The 19989-nt window shown below is 65.1% G+C and carries 1 protein-coding gene (only partly in view); it reads left to right on the top strand.

Annotated features, from left to right (window positions below; genetic code table 11):
* Positions 1-19989 carry the 3' portion of an alpha/beta fold hydrolase gene (locus ON19_RS00305; RefSeq protein ID WP_043684458.1) on the top strand. Its footprint begins 10758 nt before the window's first position, so 19989 of the gene's 30747 nt are visible here — the last part of the coding sequence; its start codon lies beyond the left edge, outside the window; the stop codon is at positions 19987-19989.

Genomic DNA, 19989 nt, shown 5'->3' with positions numbered 1-19989 from the left:
ATCAAGCTCGGGGAACTTCAACCCGGTACACCCGAGCATGATCGCCTGGCCACCGACCTAGCTCGACTCGATGCACTGGCCCACCGCTGGCTCACCTTGGAACTCGGCGTGCTCGTCTTGGAGCACCAGCTGGCCGCACCGGATCTCTCCCCGGCCGCTGTGGCCGACCTGACCCATCGACGCGACGAGTTGCGTGCCGAGGTCGATCGCGCAGGCCGGGCGCTGGCCCCGAGGCACACCGACCCGGCCGCTCTGCGCGGGACGCCGCCTCAGGCGCGTGCCGACTCGATCATGCAGCCAGAGGAGGCACGACTGGCGTTCCAGGTGGTCAACGACCGCTACGGACGACAAGTCGTCACCATTCCCACCGGTGTCCGGGATGGAGCTCTCATCCACTCCCGAGGAGATCTCGCGCAGGCAGTGGGTGACGACAACCTGCATCAGCTCACCTCGCTGACCGAAGTCTTCGACCTCGTCGACCAGATGCCCGCCAAAGCGACCGCGATCGTGCGATTGCTGTACGTCGCCAATATCGACGGGGTGCTGGTAATGACCAAGGACAGCGGCGGCCCGGTCATCGAGATCAACCCCGCCGTGGCCCGATTGCGGCCAATCGATCGCGCCACGGGCGCAACACGATTCGATTCGTTCGTCCGTAAAGCCTGGGTTGCCCTGTTCGACGAGAACGGTGTGCTGATTCCCCCTGCGGAGTCGAACCCAGGCGATGGCATTGCTCCGTCAACGGGACCAAGCACACCGAACCCGACGACAAGACCGCCACAGCGCGACCCCCGCATCGCCACGCCCTCGGCATCCCAGCAAGGCGGTGCACCTCACCCTCGCCTCGCGACGCCGCCGGTATCCGCACCCGAACCAGCAGAGGGAGCAAAAGCCCACCTACCGGCTCCGCCGCAACAGGTCGTGTGGCCGACGGCACCCACCGACCCGCCCGAACCAGAAGAGGCAGCACAACCCGACCTGGTGGGTTGGCCCGAGTCAGGACAAGCACAGCCCCCTGGTTCGCCCCACCCGGCCGGTGGGGATCCAGACCAACCACTCGGCTCGCCCAGTTGGCGGGATCATTACGAAGTCGATCTGACCTCAGCCGCCGGCGTGACCGATCGGGGCGGGCAACCCGCTCTGCCTGAGGGCGACGTAGGATCGGTCGAACAACGCAGCGCCCGCGAACGCGACCCGCTCACCCCCACCCGTTTCAGTGCCGCCGGCGCAGCCGACGAGACCACTCCGGCGGACACTTCCCATGACGACCGGGTTCCGGGGTCTCCGGACACAGCGGCGGATGACACAGTGGTCGAATCCGACGAAGACGCTGTGGACATCCCCTTTTACGGCTTGGATCGGAACGGTCGATACGTAGAATTCACCTTTGATCAGGTGCTCATCAAGCCGGTGTTGAACCCCGACGGCCGGCTCAAGGGTATCGTGCTCCCCTCGAGGGGGCGGGATTACAAGATCATTCATGCGTGGGCGGCAGCGGCTGCTGCCGGAGGCGGTTACCGGGAATTCGCGCAGGCGTGGCCCGCATCGAATGTGAGGACCCGGCAGTTGGGAGTAGCGCCAGGCTGGTGGCGGGACACCCAAACCGAGCCGGCCGGGTGGTATGACCCGGAGAACCCGCTGGAGCCGATCATCGTGGTTGGGCATGCATCGGGGAGCGGCTACACGGTCGTGATCAAGGACCCGACGACGCAGCGGTTCCAGACGGTCAAGGTGGACGGAATAATATTCGGGCGGTTGGTCGAGGCCAGCGAGGCGTTCCAGACCGCGTACCGGGAGCATCCAGGCAGCCCGCTGCTGTTGATATCGTGCAGTGCTGCGGCCCCGCACGGACACGCACACCGCCTGATGGCGCGGTACCTGCAGCGCCAAGGTATCAAAGCAGACGTTTGGGCACCTCGGGACTGGGTGTTCACCGGCGCCAACGGCGTACTCGGCGTTCGAATCGAAGTCGCCGACGACGGCACCTTGGTCCCACCGTTCGTAGTCATCCGAGCAGCTCGCGACGCCGAGCATGTCATTCCTGCGATCTCGACCGGCGCCAGCGCACAACCGGCGCCGAAAGGCTATCCGAGCACGCGGGCCGGCTTTCTGGATGCCGATCCGGGACGCGTAGCCCGTGCTGACGGCGCTCCCCTGGAGTCGGCGCCGTTCGGGGGAAGAACAGTGCCCGTCGACGGTCCTCACGTCTTCCACACACCGCACCAGGATGTGCCGGGCGCCGGGTGGTCGGCGTCTCGGCAGATCCACGGTGGTGTCACGGTCGCCGATATCGCCCACGTGGTGTTCCATCGAGAGCCTCCGGACGAGGACCTGCAGGCCGCCCTGACCGAGGCGGGCATCCCTTGGTCGATGGCCTCGGGTTATCGGAGCGAGCCGCGAGAGCTGTCGAACGCTGCACCATCGCACCGCCCGGATCCTCACCCCACCGCCCGCCCGGTCCCTCGACATCAGGGACCCGTGCGCCCCGGGGAGACGATGGAGGGCCCGGCCGTCGTCGAGGCGGTTCCCTCCGCGCGTCTATCTGTGCGCGCAACCGACCCAGCCACAGAGGGTTCCGCGACTCCTAGGGTTTCGGTCCGCCCAGCAGCCGGGCCCTCCTCCGCCGTGGACGATGTCATGCAGGGAACCATCGTCGTTCGAGAAATCGAAGGTTTCGGCGGCGACAACCCGACCTCGGTGGGCGGATTGGTGACCGCAGTGGCTCCGGAAAGCGGTCCGAACCACTTGGTCCTCCACGCGGTGGAAGCACGCGGTCCCGCGCACGGACAGCTGGCCAAAAAGGTCCGGAGTCCGTGGCTGATCAGCGTCGAAACCGAGGGCTGTACCGCGCAGTGCAATATTCGGTGGCGAATTCACGACGACGGACGCCTGCACGGGTTCGTCTCCTACTCCGACCCGGATGTGCACAATCCGCACTTCGACAAAATAGGTAGGTTGATCGACGCCGCGTTGCTGGACCGGTTCCCGGACCGGGTGATCGAGGTCGTCTACAACTTCGACGCCAAAGCTCCGCAGGTGGTGCGGAATCTCGGGCCCGGGACCGCGCCGGAGCATCCTCGGGCCGCTGAAACGCCGTGGAGCAGCCAGAAGCCGCCTGCCCGCGCCGCCGCGGAGCCGGATTCTCCTCGGCCCGGCAGGCCGACGCCCTGGCAGCGAACTGCGTCGGCCGAACCCGGTGTCGCCCCTGTCGAGCCCGAGGCCGCCTCGGCTCCGGCAGCCCGAACCCAAGGGGTCTCGGAGGGCGCTTCCGTCGACCACTCGCCGGACGGCGAGGCGTTGACGGCGGTCAAGGCAGCGGCCAAGGCGGCTCTGGATGCGGCCGCCGACGGGGACAAGCGCCAGCTCAAACGGCTGCGGCGGACCATACGGCAACTCGGCAACCCCGATTATGAGCAGTACCTCGAACTCCGTTTCCTGCAGGGCCTGACGGTTGCCGACGCGACGGCCACGATCAGCGGCGACCGTACGGCCGATGCGGTCAAGTCGCTACGCCGCCGCGCCGTGCGCGCACTCGCCGAGATCCTTCCGCTGACACCGCCAGTGCTGACCGAAATCCTCGATGCGGCAGCGCCGCGGACGGGGCTGGCAGAGCACGCCAGCCGATTCGGCTGGGATAAGACGCTGACCCTACGGTTGCGCGCGACGATTCAGTCGGGTCAGCTGAGTGAAGGGCGCTCGTTGCCTACAGCGATGGCCTTCGCCGAGCATCTGGGCATATCGGAAACCCCTATCGGTAACGCGTATCGGCAGCTCGCCCACGAGGGCTACGTGGTGATCAAGGCTGGTGGCGTCGGAGCAACGGTGGCGAGCCGCGGCAAATGGCCCAGCGCGCCGGAATCGGACGCCGGTTGGCTGGTTACCGCCGAGGAGTTGCTGGAGATCTTCACGGCGACGTCATCGCTGCAGGAACTGGATCGCGCGGCCGAAAGCAGCGAGCAGATGGTTTCCTCCGCTTTGCGCCAGGCGATCCTGTCGAACCAGCTCCGGGAGGGCCAACTGCTGCCCACGACAGAGCAACTCAGTTCCTATCTGCCGATGTCGAGAGGCCCTGTAGCCAGGGCGTATCTACAGCTGAGGATCGAGGGATACCTGGTAACCAATCCCTGGAAGGGCACGACCACGGTGGCGGGGCCGGACCGATGGCCGACCACGTCCACCACGAATCAACCGGCGACGGATGAAGCGCAAGCAGCCCAGGGCGTGGCCTTCCCTGCCTCCGTTCCGGAAAAGTCGAGCCCGCCTTCTGCGCCGATAGCACCGCCCAGAGGGCACGGCCTGTCCGATCTCGACATCAAGGTGCTCGAGCTGGCCGCCCAGGGCCGATCACGCGCGCAGATCGCGGAGGGCGCCGGAATCGACCGGAAGCAAGTGAGCTACCGCCTGGAACGCATTCGGGTCCAGCTCGGGGTCAACGGTGGCCGTGACGAGATCGTGGCGGTAGCCAAGCAGAGACGAATCATCGGCACCAGCGATGACCCGCAAACGCCGAGTGCGCAACGCAACGCCTCCACCACCGCGAATCTCTTCACGCAGAGCAACGCAATGCTGGAGTGCCTCCACTTTGTAGTCGAAATATTGCAGGCACTCGGCCACGACACCGCACTGTCTCCCGACGGCAACGACGCGCGTGCCATGGAAGCCGCCGTGCGGGCACAACTCGTCGAGGTCGACCTTCCCGCCCCGAGCACCGAACAACCCGGTGCGCCCGACCCACTCGCATCCGTCTTCGACGACGTACAGAACAAGCGAGACGGAATAGACACCGTCGCCCTCGTCGTCACCGACGGCCACAAAAACCATGCGATCGTGGCCACGAATGTCGAAGGCACTGTGCTCGTCTTCGACTCCCTCGTCGAAGGCCCACAGAAAATACGCACGCTCGAAACCTGGAAATCTCTCTACACGAACGTCGCCAACGCATGGGTCGCCCGCTTCGAATACACAAGCGGACTGACGCCGCACGCCGAACCTATTCCCGACAACCCCGAACGATCGCTCCCGGAAGGCCCGATCGAAGGCCCGCCCAGCAAGTTCGAACCTCCGCTGCCGGTGAATCCATGGCCGGACGAGGCTGCGGTTGCCGCGGTACGGGATCTGCCGGCGAATACAGTCCATCTCAATCCAGAGCTGACCCTGGATTTCTTTCCGTTCTACGCCTCCGATGGCCTGCGCACCCCGGAGGACGTGGAGGCGGTCGCGGCGGCCGTCGGCGACATGATGCGGGAGCGAGGCTGGCGAGACCGGGCTGGAATCGAAGCCGCATCCGAGTTGGTGCGCGTCGCTGGACTCAACGCGATGACGTATATGGAGACCTATTCCCGCTCGCTGCAGCGGTCTGGTGTCGAGTGGTGGGACGAACAGAGGGCCTTGCAGGACATGAAGGCGAGGCTCAGACTGCGGATGTCCACGCAGGCCGATTCCCGATCGCTGTACGTGGCGTTCGAGGTCGACCAATACCGTCCCGAGCGATTCCCCGAGATCGAGTTGTTCACCTGGTATGCGCCGCTGTTCAGCCATGCCCAGGTCGGAGCCGAGGTGCGGGGACTGCTCGACTCGGCCACCGTGTCGGGCGTCGAGCAGTGGGGTGAGGTCTGGGCCCGATTCGACGAACCGCGGCCGGATCCGATCGGCGACAGCGTCATCGAGCCACAGCCGCAGGGAGATCTCGCGGCGAAGGCTCGCATCGTTCGCAAACTTTACGACGATCACCACATCCGTTTCCTGGGGTGGGAGGACTCGGTGATCACCGTGCAAGCCGTCGAATCCGTCGACCGTGCGCTGCGAGACCGGATCGCGGAGTACGGCGGGCGATTCGCTATCCGGTACTTCAGATTCGACGACGAAATCGAGGGCTTCGGCCTGACCCAGAGTTTCGGCACCACAACTCCTGATACCAAGGATTACTACGTAACGGTCACGCTGAACAGGAAAATCTTCACCGACCCGGAATTCGCGCGGGCGTGGGCGGAGCAGGTTTCGAACCACCGTTGGGCGCAGTCGGCCGAGGACATGATTTACCAGTTGACCCACCATGAGTTCATTCACGTGGTAGCGGACGAGGGCAACTGGGCGCTCCATGATTTGGCACCGCCGATGTTGCGGGCAGCCTACGAGCTATATCGTGAACTGGATCTGATACCGGCCGATGTCGGGTTCACCGAATGGCTTGCCCTGCTGCCCCACTACGCACTGCTGTCGTTCTCGAACCCCGTGACGGATACGTTCGACCCGATCGAGGGTGTGGCGGAGGGGGCCAGGGCCGGTGCAGTCGAATCATCGTTGCCGTTGACTCATCCGGCGCGAGTGCTGCACTGGCTGACGGTGACACGTGACGGATCCTCGCCGGCAGAGTTCTTGGCCCGATGGGCACAGCGGCAAGCGTTTGGCGACCCGGACATATCGCTGCTTTTGCAGGACTTCCGCGACGTCACCGGCCGCGACGACATCGCGATACCATCCCGTCTTCGTCCGGGGGATACGAGAGTGGACGTCCTGGCGGTCGCGACCGGCGGACAGCCGCAGGACTTCACCGACGCCGGGGAGATCGAGGCCCGGTTACGAATGTGGGACGAGTCGTCGGGCAGTCGTGGCGACTGTGTCTCGGTGCTTGTCGTCGCGCCGGGACAAGATCCCCACCTGCTGGTGCGCCGCGCCTCCCCGGACGGGACGACGCGGATCGAATTGCGAAATCCGGTCGAGGGCGTGCTGCATGCCAATCACGTGCCGTCCATGGGATCGCCGACACCACGCGGCGTGCAGGGGATGTTCTTCGATGAGTCCGGCGCGGCAATCACCGTGCCGCTCGGCCCGGGAGCGGAGAAGGAAGGCAACGAGTCCGAAGCGATTGCGGAAGCCACCGCTGATGACCGCACCGCGCCGCAAGCGTCCGCGGCCGAGGTCGAAAGTCGGCACTTCGACCCTCACGTCGACCCCGCCGTAGCGGCCGGGCTCGCCCCCGAGCGCTTCCGCCACCCCGCAGGCAGGCGCAAGTTCGGGATCATTCCTCCTGACGCCCATCTCGCATTCCACCACAACCCCGAAAACGGCCGGGACTGGGGCGACCACGAACCCGGACCGCGAAATCGGCAAACTCCGAACCACACTGAGACACCCCGCGCGACCAACCCCGGCAAAAGTCCGGCGGACAGTTCCGATCCGGCTCCAGCGGCCTCCGCTGTCCAACCCTCCCCGAGTATCCGTCGTGCGCTCGAGACCGCCGAGAGCGAGGCGGACGAGATAGTTGCCGAAGCCTTGTATCAGGCCCGGAAGCTGGGCGTCGATACCACAACGCTGCACCGGAAAGAGCCCGCGGAGATCGAGCAGGCGATCGAAGGTCTGCAGCAGCGGCAACACCGGCGATTCCACGCGGTACTGCGCCGGCTCGTCGCCGACGACGTGCTGGCGCGTGTGCTTGCCGACGAGGAACCCTCGCGCATGCTCCGGCGGCATTACGAAAAACTGGAGCCGCAAATCGAAGCGGTCCGAAGGTATGTGTTCGAAGTGCGCAGGGCGTTGTCGATACTGGCCGCCCGCGACGTGCTCGCAGCCGAAGGAGCGAAGCCATTCGTCGATGACGACGGGAAAGTGATCGAAGGAATCGGAGTGGCGCCGGGAAATCGCGTCGTCGTCGCATCACCGTTCCGAAATCAGCAATTCCTCTTGGACGAACAGGTCCCGGGATTCCGCAAATTAGCGGCGCAGCGCGGGATAACGATCGAGTACCGTCACGTTCTGATCGACGAGAACGGCCGGCTGACCGTCGAACCGATTTCCGGCGTTCACACCGAGCCGGAGCCCGAGATCCACGTCTACAGCGACCGCGCGCATACCGCCTGGCTGAACAGCCTCACTGATGAACGCAGTTTCGCCGAAAAAGTGCAAGATGCGTACGAATCGGGTGAGCTCATGCGTACGCTTCTCAAAGGCGACTCGGGAGACCGAACGATGTCCGAGTCGGTCTGGCTGGTCACCTACCGAAACGGTTACCAGCTGATCGAGAAGACGGTCCGCGATGTGCTACAGGCCGATGCCGAAGAGTTGGGGGCACGAACTCTCGCGGATGTCGGTGCGCGCCCGCCCGGTCTGCTGCGCGCTGCCGAACGGGTACTTCTCGTGGAATACGTGCCCGGTTTCGACGCGGACTCAGCCATGGGGCCGCATGCGGAAGATGCCTGGAATTACTTCTTCTATACTCCGAGCGCGATGCGTCTCGGGTTGGGCGACATGCTGATTCGGCCATGGGACCGGCACGAAGGCAAGAACTGGCGGCTCCAAAGCGGCTTCATCGTTCGTCCTATCGACAACAGCAACGCCTACCAGTACAACAGGCCGCCGGAGGGGTTCACCCTTCATTACGGGGCCACGGACTACAGCGGCGAGATCGTGTGGCGGCAGCACCATATCTCGCGTGCGGAACTCGCGGCCGACCGGCGACGGATAGAAGCGTCGGAACGGGAATACAACAGGCTCGGTCGACGGTGGTGGTATCGCGTAGTGCTGTACACCTTCGCGCAAATCGAGAAGAACGCGGAAGACGACTCCGCACAATCGAGGATCGAACCCGCCAAGGCGATGGAGCTGCTGGAAGAGATCCGCGACCGCCTGGCCGCCAAGCTCCGCCTTCCTGGTCCATACGACGCGAGGACCCAGCAGGAGTGGCGTGCGGCCGTCGAATGGCTGTACAAGCGAACGCGCCGCCTCGACGACACCCGATTCGATACCTCCGCGATTCGCAAAGATCTCTGGACCCTCGACAAGCTGGTCAAACTGCACCTGCACCAGCAGCTGAACGAAGTGAGCGCCGACAAGCTAGACGACAAGTGGGTGAGCGACAACGAAGTCGGCGGGACACCGCCGACGCTGATCGACGCCTACTTGGACGGCCTCGCGCGACGGTTGGCCGATCTGGAGGAAGGAACGCGGTATCCCGACCCGAACGGCGAGTCCGACGCGGAGTGGCAGGCGCGCTTCGAGCGCGAGATCCGGAACACGACGAGTTCGGTGACGCTGCCCGACGGCGCCCTCGGTACCGCGGCCGACTCGCTGCGATCCTGCATCCCCTACCTCGTCCGCCTCGCCGATGCAATCGGCCATGACAACACCCAACCCGTCCCGGACGACGCGAACACCTGGCTCGACCTGGAAACCGGCATCACCGCGCAACTGGTCGAGGTCGCCCCACAACACATCGCCGCCGAGCCCACCGCCGACGAATTCGGACCCGCCGACCCTCTCCGCAGCATCGTCGACACCGTCCGAGACCCCGACCACCCAGCAGACGCGGCGGCGATCGTCGTCGACAACGGCGAGGACGCGCACGCCTACCTCGTCACCACCGTCGACGAGGACGTTTTCGTAATCGACTCCCTCATCCCGAGTCCCGGCATCCGCCCCTACGAACGATGGAGCCCCAGCTACCACCACGTCGAGAAAGCGTTCGTCGGCTACTTCACCCGCGAAAACGGTGCCCTCACACCACTGCACGATCCCATACCGGACCATATCGACCGGTCGCACCCGCAACGCCCGATCACAGGAGCGCCCCGAACACCGGACCACGGGTCGGCCGAGAACGGGAAAGAAACGGCGGTGGCCCGGGACCGGCCGGCGATCGACAAGAACGCATTGCCCAAGGTCAAAGCGGCCTTCGAAGCCGCGCTCGTCGCGGCGGATGAGGATGACAACACGAAGCTCGAACAATTGCACGCCGCCCTCCGCCGGGTCCGCAACGAGGACCAGCGGACTGTTCTCGAGCTCAGGTACCTCCGGCATCTGACCTTCGCTGAGATCGGCGACGAAACCGGCGGATACCGGAGCGAGAACGCGACCAAACACTTGCATCACCGCGGTGTGCAAGCGTTGGCCAAGATTCTCGACGAAGAGGCCGATCCGGAGACCAAACGGCTGACTCCCGCCGAATTGCTCGAGGTCTTCGCCGTGACGTGGACCCGAGAGGAATCGGCGCCGAGTGGCGCCCGCGGGTGGCGGGACACAGTGGTCTCCAAGTTACGCCAGGCGATCCTTTCGGGGAGATTGGCCGAGGGGCGGACGCTGCCCCCTGCGAGCGACCTCGCGGCACAACTGGGCACGTCGTCGGCATCCGCCGTGGCGGCCGCATACCAGGAGTTGGCCGCGGAAGGGTATCTGGTGAGCCGCAGGAAGGCAGGCACCCGGATCACGAGTCGAGATAAGTGGCCCGTCCAGGCTTCCGTCGCCCCCGCGGCCATCGAAGTGGGCGTTACAAACACGGGTTCGCTCCGGCACGTGGTGCCCAGCGACGTGGTCACAGCCGAAGTCGTCGGGAACGAGCACAGCTCCGCACTGAATCTCCGGCGCTGTATGGACCATGCGTTGCAGGCTTCAGGCCAGAGCGGGGTATCGATCCCGACAGGTCCGAACGGCGAACCACAGCCACCCGCAGCGTTGGTCGTGGCCACTGTGCAGACAAAACACTTCACCGGAGTTGCCCTCGGCGAGGCACAAGCGATTCGGGCCATCGGTCTCGACGCGAAGCGGCATGTCGCCCTTCGGACCGACCTGATGCTCAGAATGACTCAACCGGAAGAGCGCTCTCGCATGCGCGAGCTGATGCACACGCTCCCCGCGGTGCACTGGGATCAGGTGCACATCTGCGCCAAGGAGAACGTTCTCGACCTCCACTCGAAGCTGACCGGACACCAGTTACGGCACAACCAGGTGGAAGTCACCTTCCACCCCGATACCGACGACGGCACGACCGGGACGTTCCAGGCGCAATTGCCGGTCGACGCTCGGGCGGCAGTCGACACGGTGTATCAGGGCCGCTTCCGCATACAGAACGGCACGGTCGTCACCGCGATCACGCTGCGAAACGGCGGCGATGCCTCCGAGCATGCGGACGGCCCGGATGGTTCCGGTCGGTCGGCGCCACCGGAAGTGATTGCGGGACCACGAGACACCGAATCCGGTGATTCCTCCCCCGCAGAACCAAGGCCCCAAGGCGGGCCGGTACCGGAAGCGAACGGCGGTGGTCTCGCCCGTGGCGACCAGCCCGCCGCGGCAACGGCGGAACCTACGCCAACAGACAGCGAGCAAGTGACCACCATCGGCGGTCGCGATGCCGACCCCGACGCGGTATCAGCGCTGGATCTCGTATCGCTGACGAGCACGCAACTGATCGAACTGCTGCGCAGCGGCCGGATCACCAGCGTGCAGTTGACCCAGCTGTGTCTGCACCGCATCGAAGCGCTTTCGGCGTTGAACGCGGTGATCGGCATCAATCCACGAGCGCTCGAGGAGGCTGCCCGCGCGGACGAACTGCGCCGAACCGGCGCCGCGCACGGCCCACTGTTGGGGGTGTCAGTCCTGATCAAGGGCAACATCGACATCGCGGGCATGCCGACCACCGCAGGCTCGGCGGCTCTGGCGGACTCGTACCCCGCCACGGACGCCACGCTGGTTACGCAATTGTGTGCGGCCGGCGCGGTGATCCTAGGCCACGGCAATCTCACCGAGTTCGCGTTCTACCTGAGCAGCACGTTGCCTCCTGGATACAGCTCCTATGGCGGTCAGACCCTCAATCCAATCGACTCGTCGCTGATACCGGGGGGCTCCAGCTCAGGATCTGCTGTCGGTGTCGCGGCCGGGCTTGTGCCGCTCGCCGTCGGCACTCAAACAACCGGGTCGATTGTGGCTCCGGCCAACTGGAACTCGATTGTCGGACTCAAACCCACTGTCGGTGCTGTGTCCCGCACGGGCGTCGTACCCATCGCCACCACCCGTGATACGCCAGGAGCGATCAGTCCGGACGTCACCGGAGCCGCGATGTTGTTGACGGCGCTCGTCGGCGTCGATCCGCAAGACCCTGCCACCGCACACAATCCCCTGGCAGGCCACGATTTCACCGCGGATCTCAATCCGGCAGCCCTCCGCGGTGCCCGGATCGGCGTTATGACGTTGGGAATCCCGTCAGAGGATTCCGCACAGCGCCCCTTGTGGGAAGCGGCGCTGAATACGCTGGAGGCCCAGGGCGCAACCCTGATCACCGTCGACCTGGACACCTCACACAGCTTCAACGGCAGCGACCCGGACTGGTCGAGTGTGTTCTCCTACGAATTCAAGCGGGATCTGAACACCTACCTCTCGCGGCTGCCCCCCAACGCCCCGATAAAGAATCTGGCCGGCATCATCGCCTACAACAAGGCCCACGCCGAGAAAGCGCTGAAGTACGGCCAAGACCGCGCCCTCGCCGCGCAGGCGATGGACCTCGACGCCAACAGCATCGACACGGCGAAATACCACGCAGACCTCCAGTTGGACCTCGCCGAAAGCAAAACCCGGATCGACGCGGTGATGGCCGAGCACGACCTCACCGCACTGGTATCCGCATACGACTACGGAACGATCATGGGCGATAAGGCCGGATACCCAGCCATCCTCGTCCCAGCGGGCCGCACTCCGGCCGACCCAGACCATCCAGCCGGAGAGCACGTCAATCTGAGCTTCCGGGCCGCGGCATGGAGCGAACCCACGCTGATCGGCTACGCCTACGCATTCGAGCAAGCCCACGCGGTGCAACGGCCGCGGCCCCAGTTCGCGGATCAGCTGTACCTCCAGGCGACGGCCGAGAATAAGGAAACGACGGTGGCCACCGAAGGTGTCACCGATTCCGATGACCGGCAACCATCCGCAACGGTCGACGGTGAAGCGGACGCAGGGCGGGTACCCGCGGTGGCCGGTGGTCCCGCCGCTCCGATGCGCAGACCTGCCGCTGCCCGGCGCGTCGGCCTGATCGGCGGCGTTCCCGACCTCGCTCGGCGAGGTCAGGTCCCCGGTTTCGGAGCGGAAGCCGGTTTCGGTCTCGATGGACCCGAGCGAAAGAAATGGGATAACGAGGGTGCCGTTCCGCCGCCGCGCGGGCAGCGGTTCGACTTCGGCATGCTGCACGCGGTAGATCCGAACGTGGGGCTGGATGGGCATGCGTTCAGAAGGCCCGGTCGGGAACATACCGATTCCGCAGTTCACGAGACCGAATCCGGCACCGCCGGCAGCGCCGGACAGTCAGGTGCATACGCGGCTACAAGCAACGGCATTCGTATTACTCCCGCCGGCCTGATAGTGCCCGCCGACCCCACCCGCAGCCTGATCGTGCCCGACGTGCACGTGTTGCCCGCCGATCCATCGCTGGAAGAACTCATGGAGCGGTTGCGTCCGTGGAAGGAAATCTTCTGGTATTTCTGGGAATTCCCGCTGCCTCGCGAGGGTGAGCTGTCCGGCCGGAAGTGGATCGAAAGCAGCGAGCGAAAAGCTTGGATGAGGCGGCGGGCGATCCGACGGACTCCGCTGTATGCGGGGGTCGACGCGGCCGTACGGTGGACACTCGGAGCCGAGAGACTGCTGAAGGCGCCCCATGCGACTTCCGGACCGGCGACGCTCCAGCAACGACGGGTCATTCCGGGCCGCGGGGAAATCGATGCCGAGAAGAAGCGGACCATGCGGGTCGACGCGCGGGTACGCGAGTCGAATCGCGCCGATGTGGAGGAGATGACGCCCTTCGAGAAATTCTGGCGGGGCGTGTCCGGGGATGAGCTGCCCCAGACCAAGCAGATTCGCCAGGGAGACATGGCCTACGTCGGGGGACGCCTGCTACGCGCGGAGGGGCACAACCTCATGGTGGCGGGGCGTTATGCCGAAGGCTACAACCTCATGGTGGCGGACCGCGATCCCGTCCTCACTCCCGAAGAGTACGCATTGTGGCTGATGTTCAGCCACGACGCCCTGTGGACTGTGCACTATCCCGGTTGCCGAGAGCTGGAACCGCAGTCCCCCGAGTTCCTACTCACGCGCTATTTGACGGTTGCCATATTCGACAAGATCGCCTCGAAGCCGCTCGAGGTGCAGTACTTGGATGATGTCGTTCGTCCGTACTTGCGTCGTCAGGGTGTAGCAGCCGGCCGGGTTTTGCTCCACGAGCTGTCCCATCACCTGCCGGAATCATGCCGATCCACAGTGGAGCAGCTCGGCATGTGGGTACTCAGAGGCCTGGGCCGGAAGATGGGGGCAGAGGTCGAGGAGCACCTGGACAACTGTGCGGCCTGCCGGAACTCCGCTGCGGCTCTCCCAGTGGTGGACAGCAGGCCGGGCGGCCGCAACCTGATCGTTCCGCCCGGCCCCGCCGGTGACGGCTCCACCGCAAACCTGCCTGCTCCCAAGCACCCGACCGCGCCCGAACCTCGCGATCACGAGCCGGAAACACCAGCCGCGGAACGAGGTGAGGCGGTCGACACCAGCCCGGAGGCCACCCAAAGGATCGGCGCCCTACAGGCGCGGATGGCCGAAATGAACGGGATCACCGTGCGACGCCATCGGGAGGACGAGGCCGTCAGCGCGGATAGGTTGAATCGGGCCTACAACAAGATCGAGGCTGAGCTCGACCGTCTGCGCGCTACCGGAAAGGTGATCGACGACGTGCCGGTCGTCGCCGGCCCGGACCACCAACTGGCGATGGACGCGGTCTTCCATCCCCAACGCGCCTACGAACGGGCCTACCGTGACGCCATGAGCGGACTGCTCGGCTATCCTCTCGTCCGCGCGACCGCGGCACCGGCCGAGGCACAAGACCGGCTGGCCGAGATTCGACGGTCGATCGACCGCGCCGCCGAGCTTGCCGCTGACGCCGGCCGTGCGGAAGAAGTGGGGGAAATCGAGGTCCTCGTAACAATTTTCGAATGGACCGAGCAAGCCGACGCGGGCGGTCGACTGATTCTCCCCGAGAACGAACAGGCAGAGCAGCGGGGTGCCGCCGCTCCCGAAAGAACGGCGGGACAACTGCTCGACTCCGCCGGCAGCGACACAGGCACGGCCACAGAGAACGCTGCGGCGAACTCGATGCCCGCAGGTCACGTTCGGCCGGAACACGACTCGATCGAGTCGCGGCGCGAGCGGGCCCGTCATGGAGGCCACCGAGCCGCGCTGCCGGACGAGACAGTACAAGCTGTCCCCGAACCCGATGAAACCGCCGACCTGGGCCGTGTTGCGAATCTCTATGCCGCGCGGATGCCGGACGGCAGGACCGTTCACTTCCGCCTACTGGGCCATCCATACGGCTACCCGGTCCTACTCTCGCCCGGCACACCGGTCGGAATCGATGGCCCGCTGCCGGATCATCGCCAGCTGTACGACCGCGGATTCACGGTAATCGTCGTGGAAAGACCTGGTTACGGCGACTCGGATCCGCTGCCCGGGCGCACCGTGGCCGATTGCGCCCGCGACATCATTCACATCGCGACCGAACTATTCGCGTTCGACCGCTATTCCGTGCTCGGGCGGTCCGGCGGTGGATCGGTCGCCATCGCGGTCGGCGCGCTGGATCCCGACCATGTCGACCGCGTCGTCTCCCTCGTTGGTACCGCTCCGCGGCTCGACGACATGGGTGAGTGGATGGCAGGCATGGCCGAGGCGAACCAGCGGATCTATGCCAGACCCGACACCGAAGCCATGGCCGCGACGCTGACCCTCATGGCCGAGAACATCGCGCGGGACGGGGAGTGGTTGCTGCGCTACAACCAGGATGCCTTCACCACGATGGACCACATGTGGGTGGGCACACACCGCGATGAGCTCGCACGCGGTTATCAACGCGCGTTGCGCAATTACCTGCAAGCATGGGCCGACGACGCCATTCAGCTGACCGGTCACTGGGGAATCCGGTTCGACCAGTACCGCGTCCCGGTAGACATCGTGCACGGCGCCGCGGATCAATTCTCACCTGTCGACCACAGCCGTAATAACGCCAGGTTGATCCCGACCTCGAAGCTGTATCTCTTCCGCGGCGTTTCCCACATGATGGGCATGGACGCGCTGCCGGTCATAGCGAGCCACTTCCGTGTCGAACGAGACGCGTGGGCGAATAAGGCCTTCCGGCGCGACGAACAGCGAATACAAGCGATCCGGCGCGCCGAATCCGACCCACTGCCATTTCCGAAGTGGATGTACTGGGCGCGCGACCGATGGGACTCGGTACCGGACTACGAGCTGGATCTTCCGCCGCAGCGTGCCCGTGGTATGGATGGGCTGGGTTTCGATCCGATATACCCAGTGGCGGATCCATTCAGCAGAGTGCCACGCGGAGTGCCACGCGGTGCGTTCGCGCATGCCGTCGACCCGAACCTCCGGGAGGACGGCGCTTTCGCGGCAACCGCTCACACCCCGGCGCCAACGGTCGCAGTGCAGTCCGGGGATAAGGTATTGCCTCTGGAAGATCCGAACACCACTCCTAGGGCCGGTAGCCTTCCCGCGCCACTGATCGATTCGGGAGACGTGGCAAACGACCCGAGGACCTCCCGGCAGGCGCCAGCGCTCGGTCCCGGCACGCATGCGCCGCTCGACCCGGCTGCGGTGCTGGATCTTCCACCGCACCGTGCCCGTGGGCTGGATGGGCTCGGTTTCGGTCCGCCACCGGCAGTGGCGGATCCCTTCGGCGGCGTGCCGCGCGGTGTACCCGACGGCGTGGTGGCGCATGCCGCGAATCCGAGTGACCCGGATGGCGGCGCGTTCGGCGGTCGGCGAAGCGAAGCGGAGCGAATTGCCAGCGCTGCGCTGTCGACTTTCCGTGTCGAGGCCACATTCGTCAATCTCCAGAATTGGGCCGCACGCCTCTCCGACGACAACCTCCACCACCTGCTGGTCGGCTTCACCCGCACGGTCACCGAACAGATAGCGGCCATCCATCGCGGCAAACCACCGTTGGTGACAGACAGTGTGATCGATCCGGCGCGTCTGTTGGGCGCGATCGTGACGGAAGCGACTCTCCGGTTCGGCGACAACGTTCCTACCACCGCGCCGACCACCTACCGGGAGTTGTTCGCTATCGGGTCCTGGCTGCGGGCGAACCGTCGCACCGTCGCCGACCTGCACGCCGCCATGACGGCCGTGCTCGACGCCGCGTTCGCTGTGACCCGCACGTCTACAGAGGGCCGTTGGTCGGTGGCTGCTGCGCACCATACGGTCCCTGCGCATATCGCGGAAATTGCACGCTATATCGAAGAAGCCGGCCAGCACGGCATTTGGCCCGAGGAAGGCTCATTCCCGCCTGATGCCGCCCTCACGACGGAGCATGTGCCGCTGGTGGAGTCGTTCCGGCGGAGCGGGGTGCGCGCCAACGCGACGGCTCGAATGGTCACGGACTGGGCAGTGGTTCTGGACGCGCTGCTACGGCAGCGATCCAGTGAACTCTTCTCACCGAGGTACGCCGCAATCTTCGAGTCGCTGCCCATTCACGCCGCGGCGCTCGATCGGGCGCGAACCGGCTCGGACCGGCTGTTCGCCGCGACGGTCGCCACTGCACTGCCGGATCTGCTCGATGCGGCGTTCTACCTGCTCCCCACCAGCAATTCCGCCGCGGGCCTGGACTATCTGAGTCAGGTCGACGGCCTGCTGGCCGAGGCCACCACACGCTTCACAGACAGCTCTGCCATCTACGCGCTCCAAGACGTCGCCGACAAGATACACAGACTGTACGAAGACATCATGGTCGCGGACTCCCGCCGATCGCCCGAAATCCGGTCGCGACGCATACATGAAACCCTGTCGGACTATTTCAGCATCGGCTCGGACTCCGCCATCACCGATTCGTTTTCCTGGGGAGTACGGGCGCTGTGGGGGCTGGGTAGTCAGCAGCCAGGGATCGACTACGCCCCTCTGCGAGACCGTCTGGATGCCGACCTGCCGCGGGACTGGAATACCACCGATGACGAGCGTGCCCTCGTCGCAACCGCGATGGACTTGCTGCGAAACGTCCGGGGATCCGAGGCCGACATTCGGTCATTGCTACGCCAGAACGATCTGTTCGAGGACACCTTCGACAGTGTCGGTGCAAACATGCGATGGTGGTACAGGCTCGGAAGATGGACCAGCGGGACCGTAACGATCGGCAGTCTGCTGGCGGGAGCCACGGACTTCTCGGTGTCGCAGATGCAATTGGCGGTGCTGAGACAGTATCCCCACATCATCGGGGCTGCCCCCGGCATCGAATACCGGGCACGGGATCTGGCGAATCGGCTATCGCTCGCTCGTGACCTCGAATCCTCCCGCGTCGCGCCTGAGCGCAGGGAGGCACTCGACGCGCTTCGCGACCACCTGGCAGAGGTCAGACGTGATGCCCACAGACTCGCCATCCCCGGATCCAGCCCGCCACCGGTGCTGCTGGTCTCCTACGATCCCGTCGCGGAAGGCGGCACGGGCCGGGCTGTCATCTCGATCGGCGAAGCCGACAGCGCAACCTTCATGGCATTCAACGTCATCGGACCCGACACACGTGTAGCCGATCTGTCGCACTGGTCGGAGCGCGCTTGCCAGCAGTACGAGAAAGCGCAGCAGCATGCGCCCCGCGGCGACCGCGTGGCGATCATGTTCACTGTCGGCCTACCGCGTGAGATCGACGCACCTTCGCACACCGCTGAGCCGGACACCACGGCGATGGACAGCGTCGTCGAGGCCCGAGACATAGCCGGGGACCTCGTGGCGCGGGAACTCATCACCTATGACGCAACCCGCGAATTGGCCCTCGACGGCAGCGACGAAATGTGGAATCGAATGGTGCGTCTGGCGACCGTGATCGGGCACGGCGACGGTATCGGTGTGCTGCGCTCGGCCGCCGATACTCTGCATCTGAGTCGAGCTGTGGACCAGATCGTCCTCGTACCCGGCTCCGCCGACGACCGGCTCCCCACCGCCAGTCAGCTCGATATCGGCACCGAGCATGTGTACACGCTCAACCCCCACCGCGACCGGAACGGCGATCCAGATACAATCGGACTGATCATGGTCGGACGCGGCTCCGATATCGAATCCGCACCCGACACCTCCAGCCGATCATCCGCTCCGCTGATCGAGACCCCCACCACCGTCCGCGATCTGTCTCAGCTGCTCCCAGCGCACGAATACCGACCGCTCGAGGGCATCCGGGGATGGACCATGACTCGCGACGAGGGCCTGACGGTGTACCGAGCAGCACAACCACTGCTCCATGATGCGCTGTCGGGCACCTACAACACGACAGTCATTCTCGAAGACCTCGGCTTGGTCCTGCGCATCGGTCAACCCGATAACGGCAGCTACGACCCGCGTTTCGGACCCGAGCACGAAACCCTCCCCGTCATCTCTCAATACGTCCGGAACGCGCCTCAACTGCTGAAAGTCATCACCGGCCGCATGCCGGACGGGCGCTTCATCGACGAATCGACGCCGATTCTCATCGAAAGGCTCGCCAGAGGAGACAATCTCGCCGAGACATTCCGGCGAGCCGACCGGAGAACGATCCGGTCCCATCAGAGCCTGATACTGCGGACCTTCGCGAACGTCCACGAACAGCTGCGCGCGATGCCGGAGGACCATCCACTGCTGGATCGGCTGACACCACCAGGCGTCGCCAGAGGTGACACCGGCGGGTGGTACCTGAACCATATCGATTGGTACACGGTAAATTTCTACCGACAGCACTATGGCCGCTTCGGTCACCTGTTCGATGAGTTCGGCCTGCTCCGCGAAAGTCCTTTCGAACCGCTGATCGATGATGCTCGATCGATGCGGGAGTCCCGCCACCACGTCCTGCATGCCGACCCGAACGAGGGAAACTTCCTCATCAGCAACGAGCTACGCGTAACACTGCTCGACTGGGAGCTCTCCGTCACCGGTCCGAGCGCCTACGACTGGGCCCGTTTGAGCCATCTCATTCCCGGGATCGAGGTGCCTCGCGAACTCGGTGGTCCCGACATGGTCAAATTCGCCCGGCTAGAGAAGTTCAAGCGGGTCATGAACGACACCGTCAAGCTGGCGCCGTTGGCCGCAACCGGACTACTCACGCCTCGAGAGATCGAATTCATCAACACCGAATTCAGCGAGGCCGTGATCCAGGTGCGTCAGCTATCCGGTCACACCAAGCTACTGCCGCCACGCGCGGAACTCGAAATCCTCCGCTCATGGCGCCCGTAA

The sequence above is a fragment of the Nocardia abscessus NBRC 100374 genome, assembly GCF_000308455.1.
Taxonomy (GTDB): Bacteria; Actinomycetota; Actinomycetes; order Mycobacteriales; family Mycobacteriaceae; genus Nocardia; species Nocardia abscessus.
This window is presented reverse-complemented; position numbering and strand designations above follow the sequence as displayed.